The 16,606-nt window shown below is 67.1% G+C and carries 19 protein-coding genes and 1 pseudogene; 9 read left to right on the top strand and 11 right to left on the bottom strand.

Features of this window, described 5'->3' with window-relative positions:
- The first annotated feature begins 231 nt into the window (after window positions 1-231).
- Window positions 232-1,043: pseudogene (locus QCD75_RS04585) on the top strand (PhzF family phenazine biosynthesis protein).
- Between the two features lie 187 nt (window positions 1,044-1,230).
- Window positions 1,231-1,857: an FMN reductase gene (locus QCD75_RS04580; RefSeq protein WP_301226157.1), complete on the top strand. Its 627-nt coding sequence runs from the start codon at window positions 1,231-1,233 to the stop codon at window positions 1,855-1,857.
- A 51-nt stretch (window positions 1,858-1,908) separates the two neighbouring features.
- Here QCD75_RS04580 and QCD75_RS04575 read toward each other — a convergent pair whose 3' ends face one another.
- Together QCD75_RS04575 and QCD75_RS04570 are read right to left on the bottom strand one after the other, a co-directional pair.
- Window positions 1,909-2,481, bottom strand: coding sequence for a hypothetical protein (locus tag QCD75_RS04575; RefSeq protein ID WP_301226156.1), 573 nt, complete (start codon window positions 2,479-2,481; stop codon window positions 1,909-1,911).
- 4 nt (window positions 2,482-2,485) lie between these two features.
- A complete protein-coding gene (locus QCD75_RS04570) occupies window positions 2,486-2,953 on the bottom strand; it encodes a hypothetical protein (protein ID WP_301226154.1) in 468 nt (155 codons plus the stop codon).
- Window positions 2,954-3,592: 639 nt separating this feature from the next.
- On the opposite strand from QCD75_RS04570, the gene dnaB reads away from it, so the two are divergent.
- Window positions 3,593-4,975 (top strand): replicative DNA helicase, encoded by a 1,383-nt coding sequence (dnaB, locus tag QCD75_RS04565; protein ID WP_024367946.1) that lies wholly within the window; start codon window positions 3,593-3,595, stop codon window positions 4,973-4,975.
- A 3-nt stretch (window positions 4,976-4,978) separates the two neighbouring features.
- On the opposite strand, the gene QCD75_RS04560 is transcribed toward dnaB, so the two are convergent.
- Window positions 4,979-5,953: an acyl-CoA thioesterase gene (locus QCD75_RS04560; protein WP_301226151.1), complete on the bottom strand. Its 975-nt coding sequence runs from the start codon at window positions 5,951-5,953 to the stop codon at window positions 4,979-4,981.
- 144 nt (window positions 5,954-6,097) lie between these two features.
- Window positions 6,098-6,532, bottom strand: a complete 435-nt coding sequence (locus QCD75_RS04555; protein WP_301226149.1) for a DoxX family protein — start codon at window positions 6,530-6,532, stop codon at window positions 6,098-6,100.
- Between the two features lie 146 nt (window positions 6,533-6,678).
- Between QCD75_RS04555 and QCD75_RS04550 the strand changes: the two genes are divergently transcribed.
- The 3 genes from QCD75_RS04550 to QCD75_RS04540 all read left to right on the top strand — a co-directional run bounded on the left by QCD75_RS04550 (window position 6,679) and on the right by QCD75_RS04540 (window position 9,151).
- On the top strand, window positions 6,679-8,031 hold the full coding sequence (locus tag QCD75_RS04550; RefSeq protein ID WP_301226147.1) for an MATE family efflux transporter: 1,353 nt from the start codon (window positions 6,679-6,681) through the stop codon (window positions 8,029-8,031).
- An 86-nt stretch (window positions 8,032-8,117) separates the two neighbouring features.
- A complete protein-coding gene (locus tag QCD75_RS04545) occupies window positions 8,118-8,711 on the top strand; it encodes a hypothetical protein (protein WP_301226145.1) in 594 nt (197 codons plus the stop codon).
- 83 nt (window positions 8,712-8,794) lie between these two features.
- Window positions 8,795-9,151, top strand: coding sequence for a hypothetical protein (locus QCD75_RS04540; protein WP_301226143.1), 357 nt, complete (start codon window positions 8,795-8,797; stop codon window positions 9,149-9,151).
- 64 nt (window positions 9,152-9,215) lie between these two features.
- On the opposite strand, the gene QCD75_RS04535 is transcribed toward QCD75_RS04540, so the two are convergent.
- Entirely contained in the window at window positions 9,216-9,752 is a 537-nt protein-coding gene (locus QCD75_RS04535) for a hypothetical protein (RefSeq protein WP_301226141.1), read from the bottom strand.
- A 19-nt stretch (window positions 9,753-9,771) separates the two neighbouring features.
- Here QCD75_RS04535 and QCD75_RS04530 point away from each other — a divergent pair, with 19 nt between their 5' ends.
- Window positions 9,772-9,945, top strand: coding sequence for a hypothetical protein (locus QCD75_RS04530; RefSeq protein ID WP_301226140.1), 174 nt, complete (start codon window positions 9,772-9,774; stop codon window positions 9,943-9,945).
- 150 nt (window positions 9,946-10,095) lie between these two features.
- Here the strand turns inward: QCD75_RS04530 and QCD75_RS04525 are convergent, their stop codons facing one another.
- The gene (locus tag QCD75_RS04525; RefSeq protein ID WP_301226139.1) at window positions 10,096-10,638 is read right to left on the bottom strand and encodes a CGNR zinc finger domain-containing protein; all 543 of its coding nucleotides are present in this window, start codon (window positions 10,636-10,638) and stop codon (window positions 10,096-10,098) included.
- A gap of 177 nt (window positions 10,639-10,815) precedes the next feature.
- Between QCD75_RS04525 and QCD75_RS04520 the strand changes: the two genes are divergently transcribed.
- Complete coding sequence (locus QCD75_RS04520) at window positions 10,816-11,778, top strand: EamA family transporter (protein WP_301226212.1); 963 nt, start codon at window positions 10,816-10,818, stop codon at window positions 11,776-11,778.
- A 63-nt stretch (window positions 11,779-11,841) separates the two neighbouring features.
- Here QCD75_RS04520 and QCD75_RS04515 read toward each other — a convergent pair whose 3' ends face one another.
- A complete protein-coding gene (locus tag QCD75_RS04515) occupies window positions 11,842-12,105 on the bottom strand; it encodes a hypothetical protein (protein ID WP_301226137.1) in 264 nt (87 codons plus the stop codon).
- 243 nt (window positions 12,106-12,348) lie between these two features.
- Here QCD75_RS04515 and QCD75_RS04510 point away from each other — a divergent pair, with 243 nt between their 5' ends.
- Window positions 12,349-12,621, top strand: a complete 273-nt coding sequence (locus QCD75_RS04510) for a DUF2277 domain-containing protein (protein WP_301226135.1) — start codon at window positions 12,349-12,351, stop codon at window positions 12,619-12,621.
- Between the two features lie 22 nt (window positions 12,622-12,643).
- On the opposite strand, the gene QCD75_RS04505 is transcribed toward QCD75_RS04510, so the two are convergent.
- The 4 genes from QCD75_RS04505 to QCD75_RS04490 all read right to left on the bottom strand — a co-directional run bounded on the left by QCD75_RS04505 (window position 12,644) and on the right by QCD75_RS04490 (window position 16,588).
- The gene (locus tag QCD75_RS04505; protein WP_301226133.1) at window positions 12,644-15,064 is read right to left on the bottom strand and encodes a heavy metal translocating P-type ATPase; all 2,421 of its coding nucleotides are present in this window, start codon (window positions 15,062-15,064) and stop codon (window positions 12,644-12,646) included.
- A gap of 54 nt (window positions 15,065-15,118) precedes the next feature.
- The gene (locus QCD75_RS04500; RefSeq protein WP_226761599.1) at window positions 15,119-15,349 is read right to left on the bottom strand and encodes a heavy-metal-associated domain-containing protein; all 231 of its coding nucleotides are present in this window, start codon (window positions 15,347-15,349) and stop codon (window positions 15,119-15,121) included.
- 66 nt (window positions 15,350-15,415) lie between these two features.
- Complete coding sequence (locus QCD75_RS04495; RefSeq protein WP_301226132.1) at window positions 15,416-15,763, bottom strand: metal-sensitive transcriptional regulator; 348 nt, start codon at window positions 15,761-15,763, stop codon at window positions 15,416-15,418.
- Window positions 15,764-16,075: 312 nt separating this feature from the next.
- A complete protein-coding gene (locus QCD75_RS04490) occupies window positions 16,076-16,588 on the bottom strand; it encodes a universal stress protein (protein WP_301226130.1) in 513 nt (170 codons plus the stop codon).
- Between the last annotated feature and the right edge of the window lie 18 nt (window positions 16,589-16,606).

Genomic DNA, 16,606 nt, shown 5'->3' with positions numbered 1-16,606 from the left:
AAGGCCCTCGCCTTCGGATTCCCCTGGGAACCGGACGCGGGGGCCTTCCGCTTTTTAACGCCAACGCGGGGTCACTTCCGGCCCAAGTTGGGCGCCGCCATGGGCGCCAGGTGACCCCGCATTGCAGGACTCCGGAGGCCGTGCCAGCCGGACCGGCGCCGGTGATAGCCTGCGGCTGTGACCTCCAAGCCTGCACCTGTTCCTGCGCCCCGGCTCCGGCCCTTCGCCCAGATGGACGTATTCTCGTCCGAGCCCTATCGGGGCAACCCGCTGGCCGTCGTCCTCGACGCCGGGGACCTCACTGCGGAGGTGATGCAGCGGTTCGCCAACTGGACCAACCTCGCTGAGACCACGTTCCTGCTGCCGCCCACCGATTCCGGGGCGGACTACCGGGTTCGGATCTTCACCGGCAGCGAAGAGTTCCCCTTTGCCGGCCACCCCACCCTCGGCTCCGCTCATGCCTGGCTCGAGGCCGGGGGCATTCCCCGGCAGAACGGGGTGGTCGTCCAGCAGTGCGGGGCCGGGCTCGTCCGGGTGAAGCGCGACGGCGGCCGGCTGGCTTTCGCGGCCCCGCCGCTCACCCGGTCCGGTCCCGTGGCAGAGCGGGACCTCACCCGCATCGCCGCCGGGCTGAGGCTGCCGCGGGCGGCGCTGCTGGACGCGTCGTGGCTGGTCAACGGCCCGGACTGGATTGGTGTCCTGCTGGAATCTGCGCAACTGGTGCTCGACATCCGGCCTGACTACGCGGCCATGGCGGACTCAAGGTCGGCGTGATCGGCCCCCATCCCGCCGGCTCCCAGGTCGGCTTCGAGGTGCGCGCGTTCATCCCTGGTGACGCCGCCGCCGAGGACCCTGTCACCGGCAGCTTCAACGCCGGCGCGGCCCAGTGGCTGATCCGGAGCGGCCGGGCACCGGAGTCCTACCTTGCCGCGCAGGGAACCGTGCTGGGACGGGCCGGCCGGGTCCACGTCGACGCGGTGGGGGAGGACATTTGGATTGGCGGGAGTTCGGTGAGCTGCATCGAGGGGTTTGTCCTGCTCTGAGTGGCCGGAACGCGGCAAGCGGCCTCCCGGTTGCGCTCTCAGTTGTGGTTGCCATTCCGCCTGTTTGGGGCCCAAAAGTGATAGCGCAACGGGGGACGGGAATAAAGGGCACGCGCTCCTGCTTCTACAGTTAGATGCAAACGCATGGACCAGCGTTTGCGGCCGTGAACAACATCAGGAGCGTCCCGTGGAATCCCGCCGTATCACCGTTCTTTCCGCCGGACTCGGCGTACCCTCGTCGAGCCGCCTGCTCGCCGACCAACTGGCCGTCTCCGCGGAACGTCAACTTGCCGCCGCCGGCTACCGCGCCGACATTGAGGTGGTGGAACTACGGGACATCGCCGTGGATATTGCGAACAACTTTGTGACCGGCTATGCGGCGCCGAAGCTGGCCGGGGTGATCGCCGGAGTCGAGGCCTCGGACGGCATCATCGCAGTCAGCCCTGTCTTCAGCGCATCCTACAGCGGGCTCTTCAAGTCTTTCATTGACGTGCTGGACCCTAAGTCGCTGGAGGGCAAGGCTGTCCTGCTTGGCGCCACCGCCGGAACGGACCGGCACCAGATGGTGCTGGACTTTGCCATGCGGCCCTTGTTCACCTACCTCCGCACCCGGACCGCCAACACGGCTGTCTTCGCCGGCCCCCAGGACTGGGGCAATAACGACGACGGCGGTTCGCCCCTCTCCACGCGGATCGACCAGGCGGCGGGGGAGTTCGCCGGCCTGCTGCACGGCACGCAGCCGCGGCCGGAACCGGCTGCCCGGGAGTCGCTGCCGTTCGAACAGCTGCTCGCCGGCATCTCGGGCCGGCACTGACGCGCGGCCGGCCCGGCGGGCTGTTCGGCCCCCGATCCTTGGGTCCGGGGGTCAGTCCTCCAGGAGTGCGATGAATTCCCGGGCCTGCTTGATGGAGATATCCGAGTGGCGGGTGAGGGCCTCTGCCGCAGCTTCGGTTTCACCGCTCTTGGCCAGAGTGCGGATCCTGCCGTAAATCTCGTCGTTCAGCATGTTGCTGCTGACCTCACGGGTGACATCGCCCTTACTGGCGATCGCACGGTAGCGGTAGGTAAAACGCTGTGGCGCGTCGTCCTCGTCCTCGCTGGGCCCCTCCTGGGGCGCTTCGGGACGGAAGGGCTGCGGGTGGGCGGCGAGGGCCCCCACGGCGTCCCGGGAGGCGCGCAGCCCCTCTCCGGTGGCCTCGAGGTACAGCTTGATGGCGGCCATGGCCTGTCCCTGGGCGATCAGCGCGTAGAGACGGCGGTGTTGCTCCTGGCTGAGTTTCGCCGCGGCAGCGCGTGCAAGTTCGAGGGGGTCGCGCTCGGGCTGGGAGGCCGCCTCGGGCCGGGGCCGGTCGCCGCGGCGGCCCAGGGCGCGGGCGCCCAGCAGGACGCCGGCACCGACGAGCGCCAGAATCAGGATGGGGATGAGCAGGGATTCCATGAAACTACAGCCGATCTACATATTTCTTAGCGGTCAAAAGATCTGAATGGGTGGCCTGCCGCAGCAGCTTGATGGCCTGGATCTTCTTGCCGTTCCGGGCCAGCGACTGCAGTTGCAGTGCGAACTGCGGGTTCAGCTGGCCGCCGGGCAGCACGGGGCCCTGGTAGCCGGGCTGCCCGACGGCGGGCGCCGAGCCCGCCTGGGCCCGCAGCGCCAGGCGGGCGTGATCGGCCTGCTGCGACTGCTGTTGTTCGTTCTGGCTCGGTCGGGTGGCTGCGTCCACGCGGGCGCGTGCGGCCGTGGCGGCCTGAACCTGTGCGGCGTAGTGCGCCTGTGAACGGACCGCCAGTTCCTGCTGGTAGCGTTCCGCGTCGGATATGCCGAAATCGCGCGGTCTAAGCGCCGTGGCCAACGCCCAGAGGACTGCTGCCAGGATGAGGGCAGGCAGTATGACTAGCAGTACATCGCCCATGTGAAGAGCTTATGCCAGTTCGCAGTTATCCACAGCACATTCTGCGATGGGTATATCCTGCGCCGTGCGAGGCGCCGCTCCCGGGATTACCTGTGAGGACCATCACCAAATGCGCATATTTGTGGGCTTCTGTGGCCTCATGTCCCACCCGGTATCCCCAGCCCCGCTCCAGCGGCTGTGGATGAACTGCGGCAAATATTCTTTTGTGTCCACACGGTGAAGCCAGTGTTTGCGCAGGTCAGCAGCTGATTACGGCGGTAACTATTTTTATATCCACAGCTGGTTCCACAGGCTGTGCACAAGCAGGGGGCAGTAGTGCACAGGTTATCCACAGGGGTAGCGACTGCCCGGGTTGGTGCCCGCCGGATCGGGGGCTAACGTTGCTGGATATCGAGCCTGGGATACCGAATTCCGCTGATGGCTGCATGACGCCCTCCCTTTGATCCCGGGTTCCGCACGGCCCGACCCGGTTGTGGATATCCGGGGGTGCGGGGTGGCAGCCAAAGTGTCGGAGCTGGCTGATAGTAATTAACCCGTCGGGCCCACGCCGGCGCCGGCGCCACCGGGCACCAAGCCCCGTGGCATACGCGTCGCCGGCGAACGGATGTCCGCCGCGGCACACAATGAAGGACGGCAGTTTTGTCAGTTACGCATCTGGACTCAGTCGAGGGGACTCGTGGAGCCGAAGGCAGCCGCAAGCCGCCGCAGGACATCCCCGCCGAGCAGTCCGTCCTGGGCGGCATGATGCTGTCCAAGGACGCCATTGCCGACGTCGTCGAGATCCTGCGGGGCGTCGACTTCTACCGCCCTGCCCACGAGACAATCTACGAAGCCATCATCGACCTTTACGGCCGTGGCGAACCAGCCGATGCCGTGACCGTCTCGGATGAACTGACCAAGCGCGGCGAGATCAACCGGATCGGCGGCCCCGCATACCTGCACGAGCTCATCCAGACGGTTCCAACGGCCGCCAACGCCGGCTACTACGCCGAAATCGTGGGCGAACGCGCCGTGTTGCGCCGTCTGGTCAACGCCGGCACCAAGATCGTCCAGCTCGGCTACGGCCAGGACGGCGAAGTCGAAGACCTCGTCAACCAGGCGCAGGCCGAGATCTACGCCGTGGCGGAGCGCCGCACAGCGGAGGACTACGTTGTGCTCAAGGACGTCATGGAGTCCACCGTGGACGAGATCGAAGCGTCCGGGCACCGCGAGGAGGGGATGACGGGCGTTCCCACCGGCTTCTACGAACTCGATGAGCTCACGCACGGCCTGCACCCCGGCCAGATGATTGTCATCGCGGCCCGGCCCGCCGTCGGCAAGTCGACCTTTGCGCTGGACTTCGCCCGCTCCGCGGCCATCAAGAACAACCTCGCCACCGTCATGTTCTCTCTCGAAATGGGCCGGAACGAGATCGCCATGCGTCTGCTGTCCGCGGAGGCAACGATCGGCCTCCAGGACCTGCGCAAGGGCACGATCAAGGACGAGCAGTGGTCCAAGATCGCCACCACGATGGGCCGGATGAATGACGCACCGCTCTTCATCGACGACAGCCCCAACATGTCACTGATGGAAATCCGGGCCAAGTGCCGGCGCCTGAAGCAGCAGCATGACCTCAAGCTCGTCATCCTTGACTACCTCCAGCTGATGAGCTCGGGCAAGAAAGTCGAATCCCGCCAGCAGGAAGTCTCCGAGTTCTCCCGTGCCCTGAAGCTGCTGGCCAAGGAACTGCAGGTCCCCGTCATTGCACTGTCTCAGCTGAACCGTGGCTCCGAACAGCGCCAGGACAAGCGCCCGATGGTTTCTGACCTGCGTGAATCCGGTTCCATCGAGCAGGATGCCGACATGGTCATCCTGCTGCACCGCGAAGACGTCTACGACAAGGAATCCCCGCGCGCCGGCGAAGCCGACATCCTTATCGCCAAGCACCGCAACGGCCCCACCAAAGACATTGTGGTCGCCTTCCAGGGCCACTACTCGCGGTTCGCCAATATGGCCGCAGACGCCGGGGGCGGCGGCTTCTAGCGGCTACTGTCCTCCGGACCGGAGCAGGTGGTTGGGGAGCCGGTTCCCCGGCGCCCGGCCCCGGATCTCCAGCAGTTCGCGGGCATGTGCGTGCAGCCGCTTGTCCTCCTCGGACACCGGCACCCACTGCGGGACGGGCACGGACGTGCCGTGCTCGTCGCGTGCCACCATCACGGTCAGGCAGTAGGTTGTAAGCTCCAATTCGCGTCCCTTCGGGTCCCCCGAGCGGACGTGGACGGCAATATGCATTCCCTTGGTTCCGGTATAGACGAGCCGGGCCTCCACCTCCACCACGTGGCCAATCAGCAGCGGCCGGTAAAAGCGCACGCCACCGGAGAAGACGGCCACAGTGTCCATCCCGCAGTATCGCGAGGCGCAGACGTAGGCCGCTTCGTCGATCCACTTCATGACGATGCCGCCGTGCACCTTGCCGCCCCAGTTCACATCAGTGGGCGCGGCCATAAAGCGGAGAACCACTCTCTCGGCAGTGCCGGCGTCGGTATATTGCTGTCCGCTCATCGCCTGGACGATGTCCTCGCGCACCTTGATCCGCGCCAGAGCATGGTCGCGCTGTTCGATTTCTTCCGGCGTCGTTGGCTCAAAGTGCGGCACCGGGGTGGGTTTGCCGTCTTCTCCGACGGCGACAAAGATCACCATGCATTGGCTGCGCATGGTGGCCGGGCCGCCCTTAGGGTCACCCGAGGAGACGATCGTTCGGATGTGCATGGAGGACCGGCCCGTATAGACAATCGTTGCCTGGACCTCGACCATGTCACCACTGTTGACCGGGTCAGCGAAGTGAATGTTCCCGACGTAGGCCGTCACACAATAGGACTTTGACCAGCCGACCGCGGCGGCATATGCCGCCTTGTCCACCCACTCGAGCACGGTGCCGGCGTCGACCGACCCGCTATGGCCGACGTCGGTGGGCGCCGCAAGGAAGCGCAGGGTCACGGTATTGGCGGCAGTCACACTCATGGTGTGAGTTTACTGACCGGCCGGGGAAGCGTCGCGGGCGAGGACACAAACGCGGACGGGGACGCCACAACCGGCCGGATACGACGGCGGGCGGCCACCAGAAGGTGACCGCCCGCCGTCGCGCGCCGCCTGGCGGAGGATTTCTTAGGCCAGGACGCTGAGCTTGGAGCCGCTGCGGCCAAAGAGGGCCTTGTCCACGGAGACCTTGCCCGCGCCGACGAGGGCTACTGCCAGAGCGGCGGCAGCCAGGATCAGCACCAGTTCGTAGCCGCCGGTCGCGGCAAATATTCCGGCCGAGGCATGGACCAGGAACAGGGCGCCGAGCATGTCCACCGCGAGGAGGGCTGCGAAAACGCGGGTCAGGACACCCAGGATCAGCGCGGCGCCGCCGACAAGTTCCAGGGTCGCGACGACCGGGGCCACGAAGGTGGCAGCCGGAACACCCATCTGCGTAAAGGCGGCCTGGGTGCCTGCAATCGTGAATTCGTTGAATTTCTGCCAGCCGTGGGCGGCGAAAAGGAAACCGGTGACGATGCGCAGGATCGTCCGGGCCGAAGTGGTGAGCGTGGGCTGGTACATGTGGAAGCCGTTCTGAAGTGGGGACGCGGCGGGGTCGGGCCGCCGCAGATTTAGTTGAAGATTCAACTTACAGTGTTCCGGCGTGTAGTTGAAAAGTCAACTAATGCGAAGCCGTGCGACGCCGACAGTGCCGTTAGGGTGGTGTCGTGCCCGCCTCCCCGTATCCCGCTGAGCTGCCGTCCGTGGCGGCCCGGCGGCGGGAGATCCTGCGCCTCGCCCTTCCGGCCTTCGGTGCACTGATCGCTGAACCGTTGTTCCTCCTCGCGGATGCGGCAATCGTCGGACACCTCGGCGTTGCCGAGCTCGCCGGCGTCGGGCTGGCGTCCGCGGTGCTGCATACAGTCGTGGGCCTCATGGTGTTCCTGGCCTACTCCACGACTCCGGCCGTGGCGCGGGCGATCGGCAACGGCCAGCTGCCGCGGGCCCTTGCCGCCGGACGCGACGGGGTCTGGCTGGCGCTGCTGCTCGGAATCGTCCTGGCCGCCGCCGGCTTCCTTGCGGCCGAACCACTGGTGGACCTGATGGGTGCCAGCGGTGAGGTGCGGGGATTCGCCGTGGACTACCTGCGCTGGTCGATGCCCGGACTTATCGCGATGCTGCTCATCTTCGCCGGTACCGGGGTGCTGCGGGGCCTGCAGGACACGCGCACCCCGCTGCTGGTGGCCTCCGCCGGTTTCACGCTGAACGTCCTGCTCAACCTCCTCCTGGTCTACGGCCTGCACTGGTCCGTCGCCGGTTCAGCGATCGGCACCAGCATCGCCCAGTGGGCCATGGCGCTGGTCTACGTGGTGATGGTCCAGCGCAATGCCCGCGACCACGGTGTGTCCCTGCTCCCGGACTGGCGCGGCATCCGGGCCCTGAGCAGAGTGGGATCGTGGCTGATGCTGCGGACGCTCAGCCTGCGTGTCGCGATTCTCGCCACGGTTGTGGTGGTCACGGCGCAGGGGACGGTCAATCTGGCCGCCCACCAGCTCGCGATGACCGTCTTCACCTTCCTGGCCTTCGCCCTCGATGCCCTCGCGATTGCCGCGCAGGCACTGATCGGCAAGGAACTCGGCGCCTCCCGCCCGGGCGCGGCGCGGGAGCTCACCGGAACCATGGTCCGCTGGGGTCTCGGCTTCGGCGTGCTGACCGGGCTCCTGCTGGCCGCCGCGGCACCGTGGGCGGGCCTGCTCTTTACGTCCGACGCCGAGGTCCGGTCCGCGCTCACGCTGGCGCTGTGGGTGCTCGCTGCGGGACAGCCGGTCGCCGGTTACGTCTTTGTCCTGGACGGTGTGCTGATCGGGGCGGGGGACGCGAAGTACCTGGCAATTGCCGGCGTCGTAAATCTTGCCGCGTACCTGCCGCTGCTGCTAGCGGTCCGGCAATCCGGGGCCGACGGCGCTGCGGGGCTGCTCTGGCTGTGGGCCGCGTTCTCGCTGGGCTATATGGCGGCCCGTGCCCTGACGCTGGGCCTCCGGGCGCGCACGGACCGGTGGATGGTTCTAGGGGCGCACTGAGCGGGAAGCCCGCGCTGCCGGCCGGCGGCGCGGCCCAGGCCGGGTTCCCGGCGCGCACCGGCGCGGCTTCGCACTAAACTGATCGGGTGACTCTCCCAGCAGCCCCTGACGCCTTCACTGCCCTGCCCGCCGCAGCGGATCTCTGGAAACCCGTGCTGGTCCGGGCCGCCGTCGCGCTCGGCTTCGGGGCGCTGACCGTGTTCTGGGCTTCGCCGCCCCCGGAAGGCATGGGCTGGGCCGGCGGAATCTACCTCCTGGCCACCGGTGTGGTGCTGCTCTGGAGCGTCGCCAAGACGGGGTTCCGTGCCGGAGCACCTGCCGGCAAGGTCCTTTCGGCCGCCGGCGCCGTGCTGACCGGAACCGGGGCGGCGGTCGGCTTTATCTCCGGCAGTCTGGTCTTCGGTGTCCTGGCGGCCCTGGGCCTGGGCGTTGCCGGCGCTGCAGAACTTTACCTAGGCGTCACGAACCGTGGCCGGTCCGTGCTCGCCCGCGATTGGATGGCCTCCGGCGTTATCGGGCTGGGCACCGCGGGTTTGCTTCCGTTCTTCATTGACCTCGGCCCGCACGCGCTGCTCGGCGTTGCCGGCGGCGGCGCCATCATCAGCGGCGTGCTCTGGGTACTGGCCGGGCTCACCCTGCGGCACGATGCACGGGCCGATTCCACGGAGGCCGTAAACTAGTAGGGACAGGTTCTACCTTGCGTAGAACGATTGCGGTATCACAACTGCCACGCCTGGCGGCGTCGGCTGCAGGAGGAAGCACCTTGGCTCAGCAGAAATCTGGAGAACCGCGCAAGCTGCGGACCTCGGTCAAGGGACCGCTCATGTTCTCCGCGTTCTGGGCTGTGCTGGCCTTCGTTGCCACCCTTATTTTCGCCTCCGGAGGCAGTGCCAAAACGCCCCGCTTTGACCTGGCTTTCACTGCCGCGGGCATCGCCTTCATCGTCATCCTGGTCGTGATCGCGATGCTGTCCATGGGCCACAAGCCGAATGACGAAAGCCTCGGCAAAGGGTCCGGCATCAACTTGAGCTCCGGCAACTCCGGCCATGGCGGCCATCCGGCCCAGACCCGGCCTGACGCCGGCGCACCGGACGCCGGCCCCGGCGACGACGTTCGCTAGGTCCGCGAACGCCGTCCGGCCCGGCGCGCCGGGCACACACGGATGGGGTGCCCGGGCGGAACTGCTACTTGGTCCAGGAAATCGGATTCTTCAGGTAGGGATTATCGCCGTACTTCGCGTAGATGAACTTGGAGTCGCTGTACTCTACGGACTTGATTTCATCCCCGGCCGGCGCCAGGAAGACCTGGCAGGACACCATGGTGCTGCCCACCACCAGAGTCAGGGAATCCCCGGTGCCGGTGGTGTCGAAGCGCGTGCTCTTGCACTGGTCGAAGGCGCCGAAGACGATGAGTGACTGTGCGTCCGATCCGTCTTTGAGCTGGGCAGTCACCCTGGGCTCGCTGATGCCGAGGGATGCCTTGCTGAGGCTGTCCATCCGGTGGCTGACCGAGACGAAATAGGGCGTCTGCCCGGCAAACTTCGCCGCGTCCTTGAACTTGGCGAAGTCGTCCGGGGTTCCCGCCACGACGCCGGTCAGCGTGGAAGTGAAGACGGCTTCCGTGTACTTGGGGTCAGCCTTGTCCTTGCCCGTGTTGGTGTGAGTAACGGCGGCTTCGCCTGACTTGAGCTTGGTTCCCGGCGCGGTGAGCGTGCCATCCACTGCGGCCGCCGGTGCGGATGTGGCTGCTGCGCTTGGCGAGGCGCTGGCGCTTGGCGTGGCGCCGGGGCTGCTGGTGGCGGAAGCGGAAGCCTCGGGCGAACTGCTGGCGGCCGGCGACGGGCCGCTACCGCCACATCCCGCCAGTCCGACTGCCAAAATTCCGGTGATCCCCAGTGTTGCCGTGATTTTTTGAAGCGGAGGGCGCTGTGCCATGTGAGTGATGTCCCTAGATTGGGTTTCGCCTGCCAGACGGCCTCGCGAATAAATCCATTCTATGGGGAAACTGCGCACGGTCCGCTCGAAGCCGCGGTCCGCGGCCCGGAAAGCCTCTGCCGCGGCACGCTCAGGAGGCCGCTTTCCGGGCCCGGTAGGCCGCCACGTGCGCACGGTTCGCGCAGTTTCCGGTGTCGCAGTAGCGCTTGGAGCGGTTCCGGCTGAGGTCCAGCACCACGGCATCGCAGTCCTCGGCAGCACACACCAGCAGGCGGTCCATTTCCTTGCTGCGGATGACGTCAACCAGTGCCATCGCGGCCTCCGTGCTCATCCGGTCGGCCAGCGGCGCGTCCGGGGTGGTGGCGTGCAGATGCCAGTCCCATTGATCGTGCTTGACGAGCTGGGGGAGTGCCCGCGCTTCCCGCAGCAGCCTGTTGAGGGTCTCCACGGCGACTGTTTCGTCAGCGACCCACAGTGCGGCGAGCTCCCCGCGGAGGCGGTGCACGCTGGCCAGTTCGGCGGCGTCCCGGGTGCGCGAGCCGGTGAATCCCTCGGTTTTCAGGAATCGGTCCAGGTCCTGCGTTGTGGAGAGCTGCTCGTCCCCGTTGGCCGCGGTGTTGATGAGGTTGACCACGGAGCGCAGGGCCACTTCTGTGTCAGGGGCAAAAACCATCTTGACTCCTTACGTTGGCGTGGCGTACTGTCATGAGCATAGCCCCACTTTACTCCTGACAGGAGGCAGCCTGTGCCTGCCGCACGCCGCTCCGCCGAAGCACCGGCCATCCACGATTCGGGGCTGCCCGCCGCCGGAACCCCCGGCGCCGGCAAGCCCGCCGGGGCAACAGGATTCATGGCCTCGGGGCTGGGGGTTGCCTTGTTCTCATCGGCCGTTTTCGGCCTGTCCGGCTCCTTCGCCAAGGCGCTGCTGGAAACTGGCTGGACACCCGGGGCAGCCGTTACGGCCCGCCTCACAGGGGCGGCGCTGATCCTGGCGGTTCCCGCTATTCCGGCGCTGCATGGGCGCTGGCACCAGCTCAGGGACAACTGGCTCACGGTGCTGCTCTTCGGCCTTATTGGCGTCGCCGCCTGCCAGCTGTTCTATTTCAATGCCGTGGCCAGGCTGTCGGTGGGGGTGGCTCTCCTGCTGGAATACCTGGCCCCCGTGCTCATCGTGCTCTGGCTCTGGGCCGCCAGCAGGAAACGCCCGCGGCCGCTGACGGTCGCCGGGACCCTGCTGTCCCTGGGCGGGCTGGTCCTGGTGCTGGACCTTACCGGAGCCGTCAAGATCGACTTCATCGGCGTGCTGTGGGGGATCGCGGCTGCCGTCTGCCTCGCCATCTACTTTTTCATTACAGCCAAGGAAAACGATACGCTCCCGCCGATTGTCCTTGCTTCCGGCGGGCTCATGGTCGGCGCCGTCACCATGTGGCTTGCGGCCGCAACGGGCCTGCTGCCGATGGCATTCAGCACCGCCGACACCCGCCTCGGACCGTGGACCACACCCTGGTGGGTGGCGTTGGGAGGCCTCGTTGTGCTGGCCACCGTGCTCGCCTACGTCTCCGGCATCGTGGCGGCGCGGGCACTCGGCTCGAAGGTGGCGTCCTTTGTCTCGCTGACCGAGGTGCTGTTCGCCGTCATCTGGGCGTGGTTGCTCCTCGGTGAACTGCCTGGCCCCATCCAGCTCGTCGGCGGGCTGCTAATTGTCGGCGGGGTCGTGCTGGTCCGGCTGGACGAGCTCCGGTCACCGCCCGGCACAGGCGCTGAAAGGCCGGGAGCGCTGGACCACGCGAACGACGTCGAGCCGGTGCCGTAGGCAGATGCCGACAAAAACGGCCCGGACGCGATGCGTCCGGGCCGTGTGCTGAAGGTGCTGGGCTTAGCGGGAAGCGCTTTCCTGCTCGGTGGCGTTGCGGCTGGCGTGCTTGCCGGCCTCCTGCAGCGCCTGGGACACCTTGGCCAGCGCGGCGACGTGCTGGCCGTTCCACTCGCTGCGGAATTTGTCCGCGTCCGGGCCCTTCCAGTCGGTGCCCTCAAGCACCTTGGTCAGCATCGACTTCTGCTTGTCGATCTCCGACGAACCCGCCTGCAGCTTCGTGCCAAGAGTCTTGAGCTGAGCAATGTCTGCGCCCCAAATAGCCATTCGAATATCTCCTCAAATAAGTGAACGGGCCCGGGCCCTGCCGGCGTCCCCCAAAGGCCCCCGGCTGTTCCCGGAAGTCCATTGCCTCGAACCTACCCTGTCCGCCGAAAAAGTGTCGATGGGCACACCTCCCCACCCCGGCGCCACCGCATCCGCTGGCCCTCACCGTCCTGCCCGGCCGTCGCGGCTCATTTCAGGCGCCCGCCACTCGTTCCCGGGACGGAAGGCACCTAGCATGAAGATATGTGCCGAAATATCCGGACCCTGCATAACTTCGAACCTCACGCCACCACCGCCGAAGTGGAGGCCGCCGCGCTGCAATACGTGCGCAAGGTCAGTGGCAGCACCAAACCGTCCAAGGCCAACGAAGAGGCCTTCAACCGGGCCGTGCATGAGATCGCCCACGCCACGCAGCACCTCCTCGACTCCCTGGTGACCCACGCCCCGGCACGGGACCGCGGGGAGGAAGCCGCCAAGGCGAAAGCCAGGGCCGCCGTCCGCTTTGGTGCGGCCTGAGAGGGACAGACCCGAGGCGGGGCTACTTGCCGAAGCTGCGCAGCCGCAGCGAGTTGGCCACAACCAGCACGGAGCTCGCGGCCATGGCCGCGCCCGCGATCATCGGATTGAGCAACCCCAGGGCCGCGACCGGGATGCCCACGGCGTTGTAGAAGAACGCCCAAAAAAGGTTCGTCTTGATGGTTGCCAGGGTCCGGCGGGATAGCTCGATTGCCTGGGCGACCTGCCCCAGTTCGTTGCCCATCACCGTCAGGTCGGCGGCCTCGATCGCAACATCGGTGCCGGATCCCATCGCGATGCCCAGATCCGCCTGGGCCAGCGCCGCGGCGTCGTTGACGCCGTCACCTGCCATGGCGACAGTGGCGCCGTGCGACTGCAGCTTCCGCACCGCCTCGACTTTGCCCTCCGGCAACACGCCCGCGAAGACATCCTCCGGGGCGATGCCGACGGCGGCTGCCACCTGCGCGGCCACGGCGGCGTTGTCCCCGGTCAGGAGAATCGGCCGGAGACCCAGCCCGCGGAGCCGCAAGATCGCCGCGGCAGAGCCTGGCTTGACCGTATCCCGGAGGCTGATGATCCCGGCCGGCTCCCCGTCCACGGCGAGCCAGATCACGGTGGCCCCCGAGCCTTCGGCGGCGCTGAGGGCCTCCCGTTGCGCCGCTGCCGGTGTGATGCCGTTCTGCTCCAGCCAGCCCGTACGGCCTGCCGTCACGAGCCGGCCCTCGACCGTACCCTGGACTCCGCCACCGGGCGCGGAGTGGAAATCGACGACGGCGGGAAGGCTGCCGGAGGCGCCGCCCGGGCCCTCGGCCGGGAGTGCTGCCGCGGCGATGGCGCGGGCGATCGGGTGCTCAGAGGCTGCCTCCAGGGCACCGGCGAGACGCAGCACCTGGGCGGGGTCGAACGGTCCGAATGCCTCCGTGCCGTCGACCGCGAGGTGGCCGGTGGTCACGGTGCCGGTCTTGTCCAGCAGGATGGTGTCAACGGTCCGGGTGTCCTCGAGGACCTGGGGGCCCCTGATCAGGATGCCCAACTGGGCGCCCCGGCCGGTGCCGGTGAGCAGCCCCACCGGCGTGGCCAGACCCAGGGCGCAAGGGCAGGCAATGACCAGCACGGCGACGGCAGCCGTAAACGCTGCACGGAGTTCGGCATCGCTGACCGCCGGGCCGGCCGCGAGCAGCCAGGCGCCGAAGGTCACCGCGGCGATGGCCAGGACCACCGGCACGAATACTGCACTGATCCGGTCCGCGAGGCGCGCGATCTGCGCCTTGCCGGTCTGTGCCTGGGAGACCAGCCGGCCCATCTGGGACAGGGTGGTTTCGGTGCCGACGCGCGTGGCGCGGACCAGCAGCCGGCCGGAGGTGTTGATGGTGGCGCCCGTCACCGGGCTGTCCGGGCCGACTTCCACCGGCACCGATTCGCCCGTTACCAGCGAGGCATCGACAGCGGAGGACCCTTCGACGACGATGCCGTCAGTCGCGATCTTCTCGCCGGGGCGGACCACAATCAGGTCGCCCACCCCCAGGTGATCGGCCGGGATTTGCTGCTCCTGGCCGTCGCGGAGGACCGTGGCGTCCTTGGCGCCCAGGTTCAGCAGCGCCTTGAGGGCATCTCCGGCCTTTTGCTTGGCATTGGCCTCCAGGTACCTGCCCAGCAGCAGGAAGGTGGTGACGACCGAGGCGACCTCGAAGTAAAGCCCGCCGGAATCCATTTCCATGCTCTCCATTCCCGGCTGGGGAGCGGTCATCAGCGGGTCCACGGCAAGCTGCCAGGCCGAGAAGGCGTACGCGGCAGTCACGCCAATGGAGACGAGCGTGTCCATTGTGGAGGAGAGGTGCCGGGCGTTGATGGCGGCTGCCCGGTGGAAGGGCCAGGCCGCCCAGGTAACCACCGGAAGGGCCAGGATTCCTGCTACCCAGCCCCAGTTGGCGAATTGGAAGGCCGGGAACATCGAAATGAGGAACACCGGAATGGTGAGGATGGCCGCCACGATCAGGCGGGGGCGGAGCTTGGCTGCCGGATGGGTTGCGGTGTGGTCGCCGGGCGCGTCGCCACCGGCCACATGCTCCGCGTGCTCGGTCGTTCCTCCCTTAGACGCACGCTTCCGCATGCCCCCGGCGGCTACGCTGTGGTGACCCTCACCGGCGGTTTCATCTGGAGCGCTAACGGCGCCAGATTCAATCGTCGTGGCTGGGTACCTAGGGGCGTGGACCTTCGCTTTGTAGCCTGCTGCCTCTACTGTGGCGGTGATCTGGGCGTCGGTAATGTCTGCCGGGGCAGTCACGTGGGCTGATTCCAGGGGCAGGTTGACCGTGGCCGTGACGCCGTCGAGCTTTCCGAGCTTGCGTTCGATGCGGCTGACGCAGGACGCGCAGGTCATGCCCTCGATGTCGAGCTCGATCACCCGGGTTGCGGGCAGGTCCAGCAGTTGCTCTCGGTTCACGGTGTTTTCCAATCCTGTTGGCGTGCTCTGTGTGGTGTGCCGGGCAGGTGGGGCTCAGGCCTCGTTGGCCACGACCAGATAGCCGGCTTCGGCGACGGCCTCGCCGATCTCTGAGCTGGACAGGGCCCCGGCGGAGGTGATCGTGACAGTGGAGATGCCGCCGGAGTTGAGATCGACGTCGACTGTCTCAACGCCGGCCAGCGCCTCGAGCTCTTCGCTGACGGATGACACGCAGTGGCCGCAGGTCATGCCTGAAACGTTGACGGTGGTGGAAACGGTGCTCATGGCTGGCTCCTTGTGGATGGGCTGCTGGTGGTTCATCAGCCGGGTGTGTGGTGAGTGGTGCTGCCGCTACCGCAGGAGGCGCCCGATGGCATCGGTGGCCTCCTTGACCTTGAAGTCGATGGCTTCGGCCCGCAGCTGGGGGTCCGGTTCGGAGGCGGCACCGACGACGCAGTGGCCGATGTGCTCCTCGACCAGTCCGAGGCTGACGGCATGCAGGGCTTTGGTGACCGCTGCGACCTGGGTAAGGATGTCGATGCAGTACTTGTCCTCATCGACCATCCGGGCGATGCCGCGCACCTGGCCCTCGATCCGTTTGAGCCGCCGCAGATAGGCCTCCTTGTTGGAGGAATAGCCGTGCTGTTGGTCCAGCTCGGTATCCGCTGGTGCCATGACGGGGACTTCAGGCTCGCTCATAAATTCAACATATACCCCCTAGGGGTATGCCGCAAGTACCCCTCGGGGGTACCTCCGGCGGGCATGGACCGCCGGACACAAAAAAGCTCCGGAGTGCGTTATTGGGGGATACGCACTCCGGAGCTGTCTTTGGGTGGGCGGTCAATCGTCCGCCTACGAATTCAAGCTTACTGGGCGGTAGGCGCAGAAAGCCAGCACCCCGAATAACTACTTTCGCTTTATTTTCGGCGCGCCGGGAAGCTCCGGGATCCGCGTCCGGGAGTTATTGACCGGGATGGTCCCGGCCGCGCCGACCCTCCGGCCGCGGACATGTCAGGTGCCATGCTGGGTCCGGTGGTGCACTGCCGCCCGAACCGGAACGATCAGGATTGGATGGTCCTGGTGGTGGCTGAGCCACGCGGCCACCGAACCGTTGAGGGCGGCGGACACGCGGTGGCCCAGGCCGGGTTCCGGGGTGCCCACGATGATCATTGCGGCACCGACCTCGGCTGCCAGCCGGCCAAGTGCCCGGGCCGGGTCCCCCGCCAGCGTCCGCAGGGTCCAGTGCACACCCAGGGGCTCGCAGGCCGATCCGATGTTGTTCCGCAATTCATGGGTCACGGCCCGGATTTCGGCGTTGTCCGTGTCCGGGTGCAGTGACAGCCGGTGCGCGGACCGCGCCGGATCCCACTCCACAAGGTAGCTTGCCTCATCCACATGGGCGCAGATCAAGGGGGCGGCGATAGTCCTTGCCAGCGAGGCGGCGGTGCGCAGCACTTCGGGGCTCTGACCCGGGAGCACGCCGACCACGAGGGGCGGCGGACCACTCTTGCTCTCGGCGGACATACCCTATTGTGGCCCGCG

The sequence above is a fragment of the Arthrobacter sp. PsM3 genome, from assembly GCF_030433895.1.
GTDB lineage: Bacteria > Actinomycetota > Actinomycetes > Actinomycetales > Micrococcaceae > Arthrobacter.
Note: the sequence above shows the minus strand (reverse complement) of the source record. Positions and strands in the feature narration are given on the sequence as shown.

Bases quoted from the DNA above. Each gene is read 5' to 3' on its own strand.
- QCD75_RS04575 (WP_301226156.1), bottom strand. From the start codon at position 2,481: ATGGAATCCCTGCTCATCCCCATCCTGATTCTGGCGCTCGTCGGTGCC.
- QCD75_RS04570 (WP_301226154.1), bottom strand. From the start codon at position 2,953: ATGGGCGATGTACTGCTAGTCATACTGCCTGCCCTCATCCTGGCAGCA.
- QCD75_RS04560 (WP_301226151.1), bottom strand. From the start codon at position 5,953: ATGAGTGTGACTGCCGCCAATACCGTGACCCTGCGCTTCCTTGCGGCG.
- QCD75_RS04555 (WP_301226149.1), bottom strand. From the start codon at position 6,532: ATGTACCAGCCCACGCTCACCACTTCGGCCCGGACGATCCTGCGCATC.
- QCD75_RS04525 (WP_301226139.1), bottom strand. From the start codon at position 10,638: ATGGTTTTTGCCCCTGACACAGAAGTGGCCCTGCGCTCCGTGGTCAAC.
- QCD75_RS04520 (WP_301226212.1), top strand. From the start codon at position 10,816: ATGGCCTCGGGGCTGGGGGTTGCCTTGTTCTCATCGGCCGTTTTCGGC.
- QCD75_RS04515 (WP_301226137.1), bottom strand. From the start codon at position 12,105: ATGGCTATTTGGGGCGCAGACATTGCTCAGCTCAAGACTCTTGGCACG.
- QCD75_RS04510 (WP_301226135.1), top strand. From the start codon at position 12,349: ATGTGCCGAAATATCCGGACCCTGCATAACTTCGAACCTCACGCCACC.
- QCD75_RS04500 (WP_226761599.1), bottom strand. From the start codon at position 15,349: ATGAGCACCGTTTCCACCACCGTCAACGTTTCAGGCATGACCTGCGGC.
- QCD75_RS04495 (WP_301226132.1), bottom strand. From the start codon at position 15,763: ATGAGCGAGCCTGAAGTCCCCGTCATGGCACCAGCGGATACCGAGCTG.
- QCD75_RS04490 (WP_301226130.1), bottom strand. From the start codon at position 16,588: ATGTCCGCCGAGAGCAAGAGTGGTCCGCCGCCCCTCGTGGTCGGCGTG.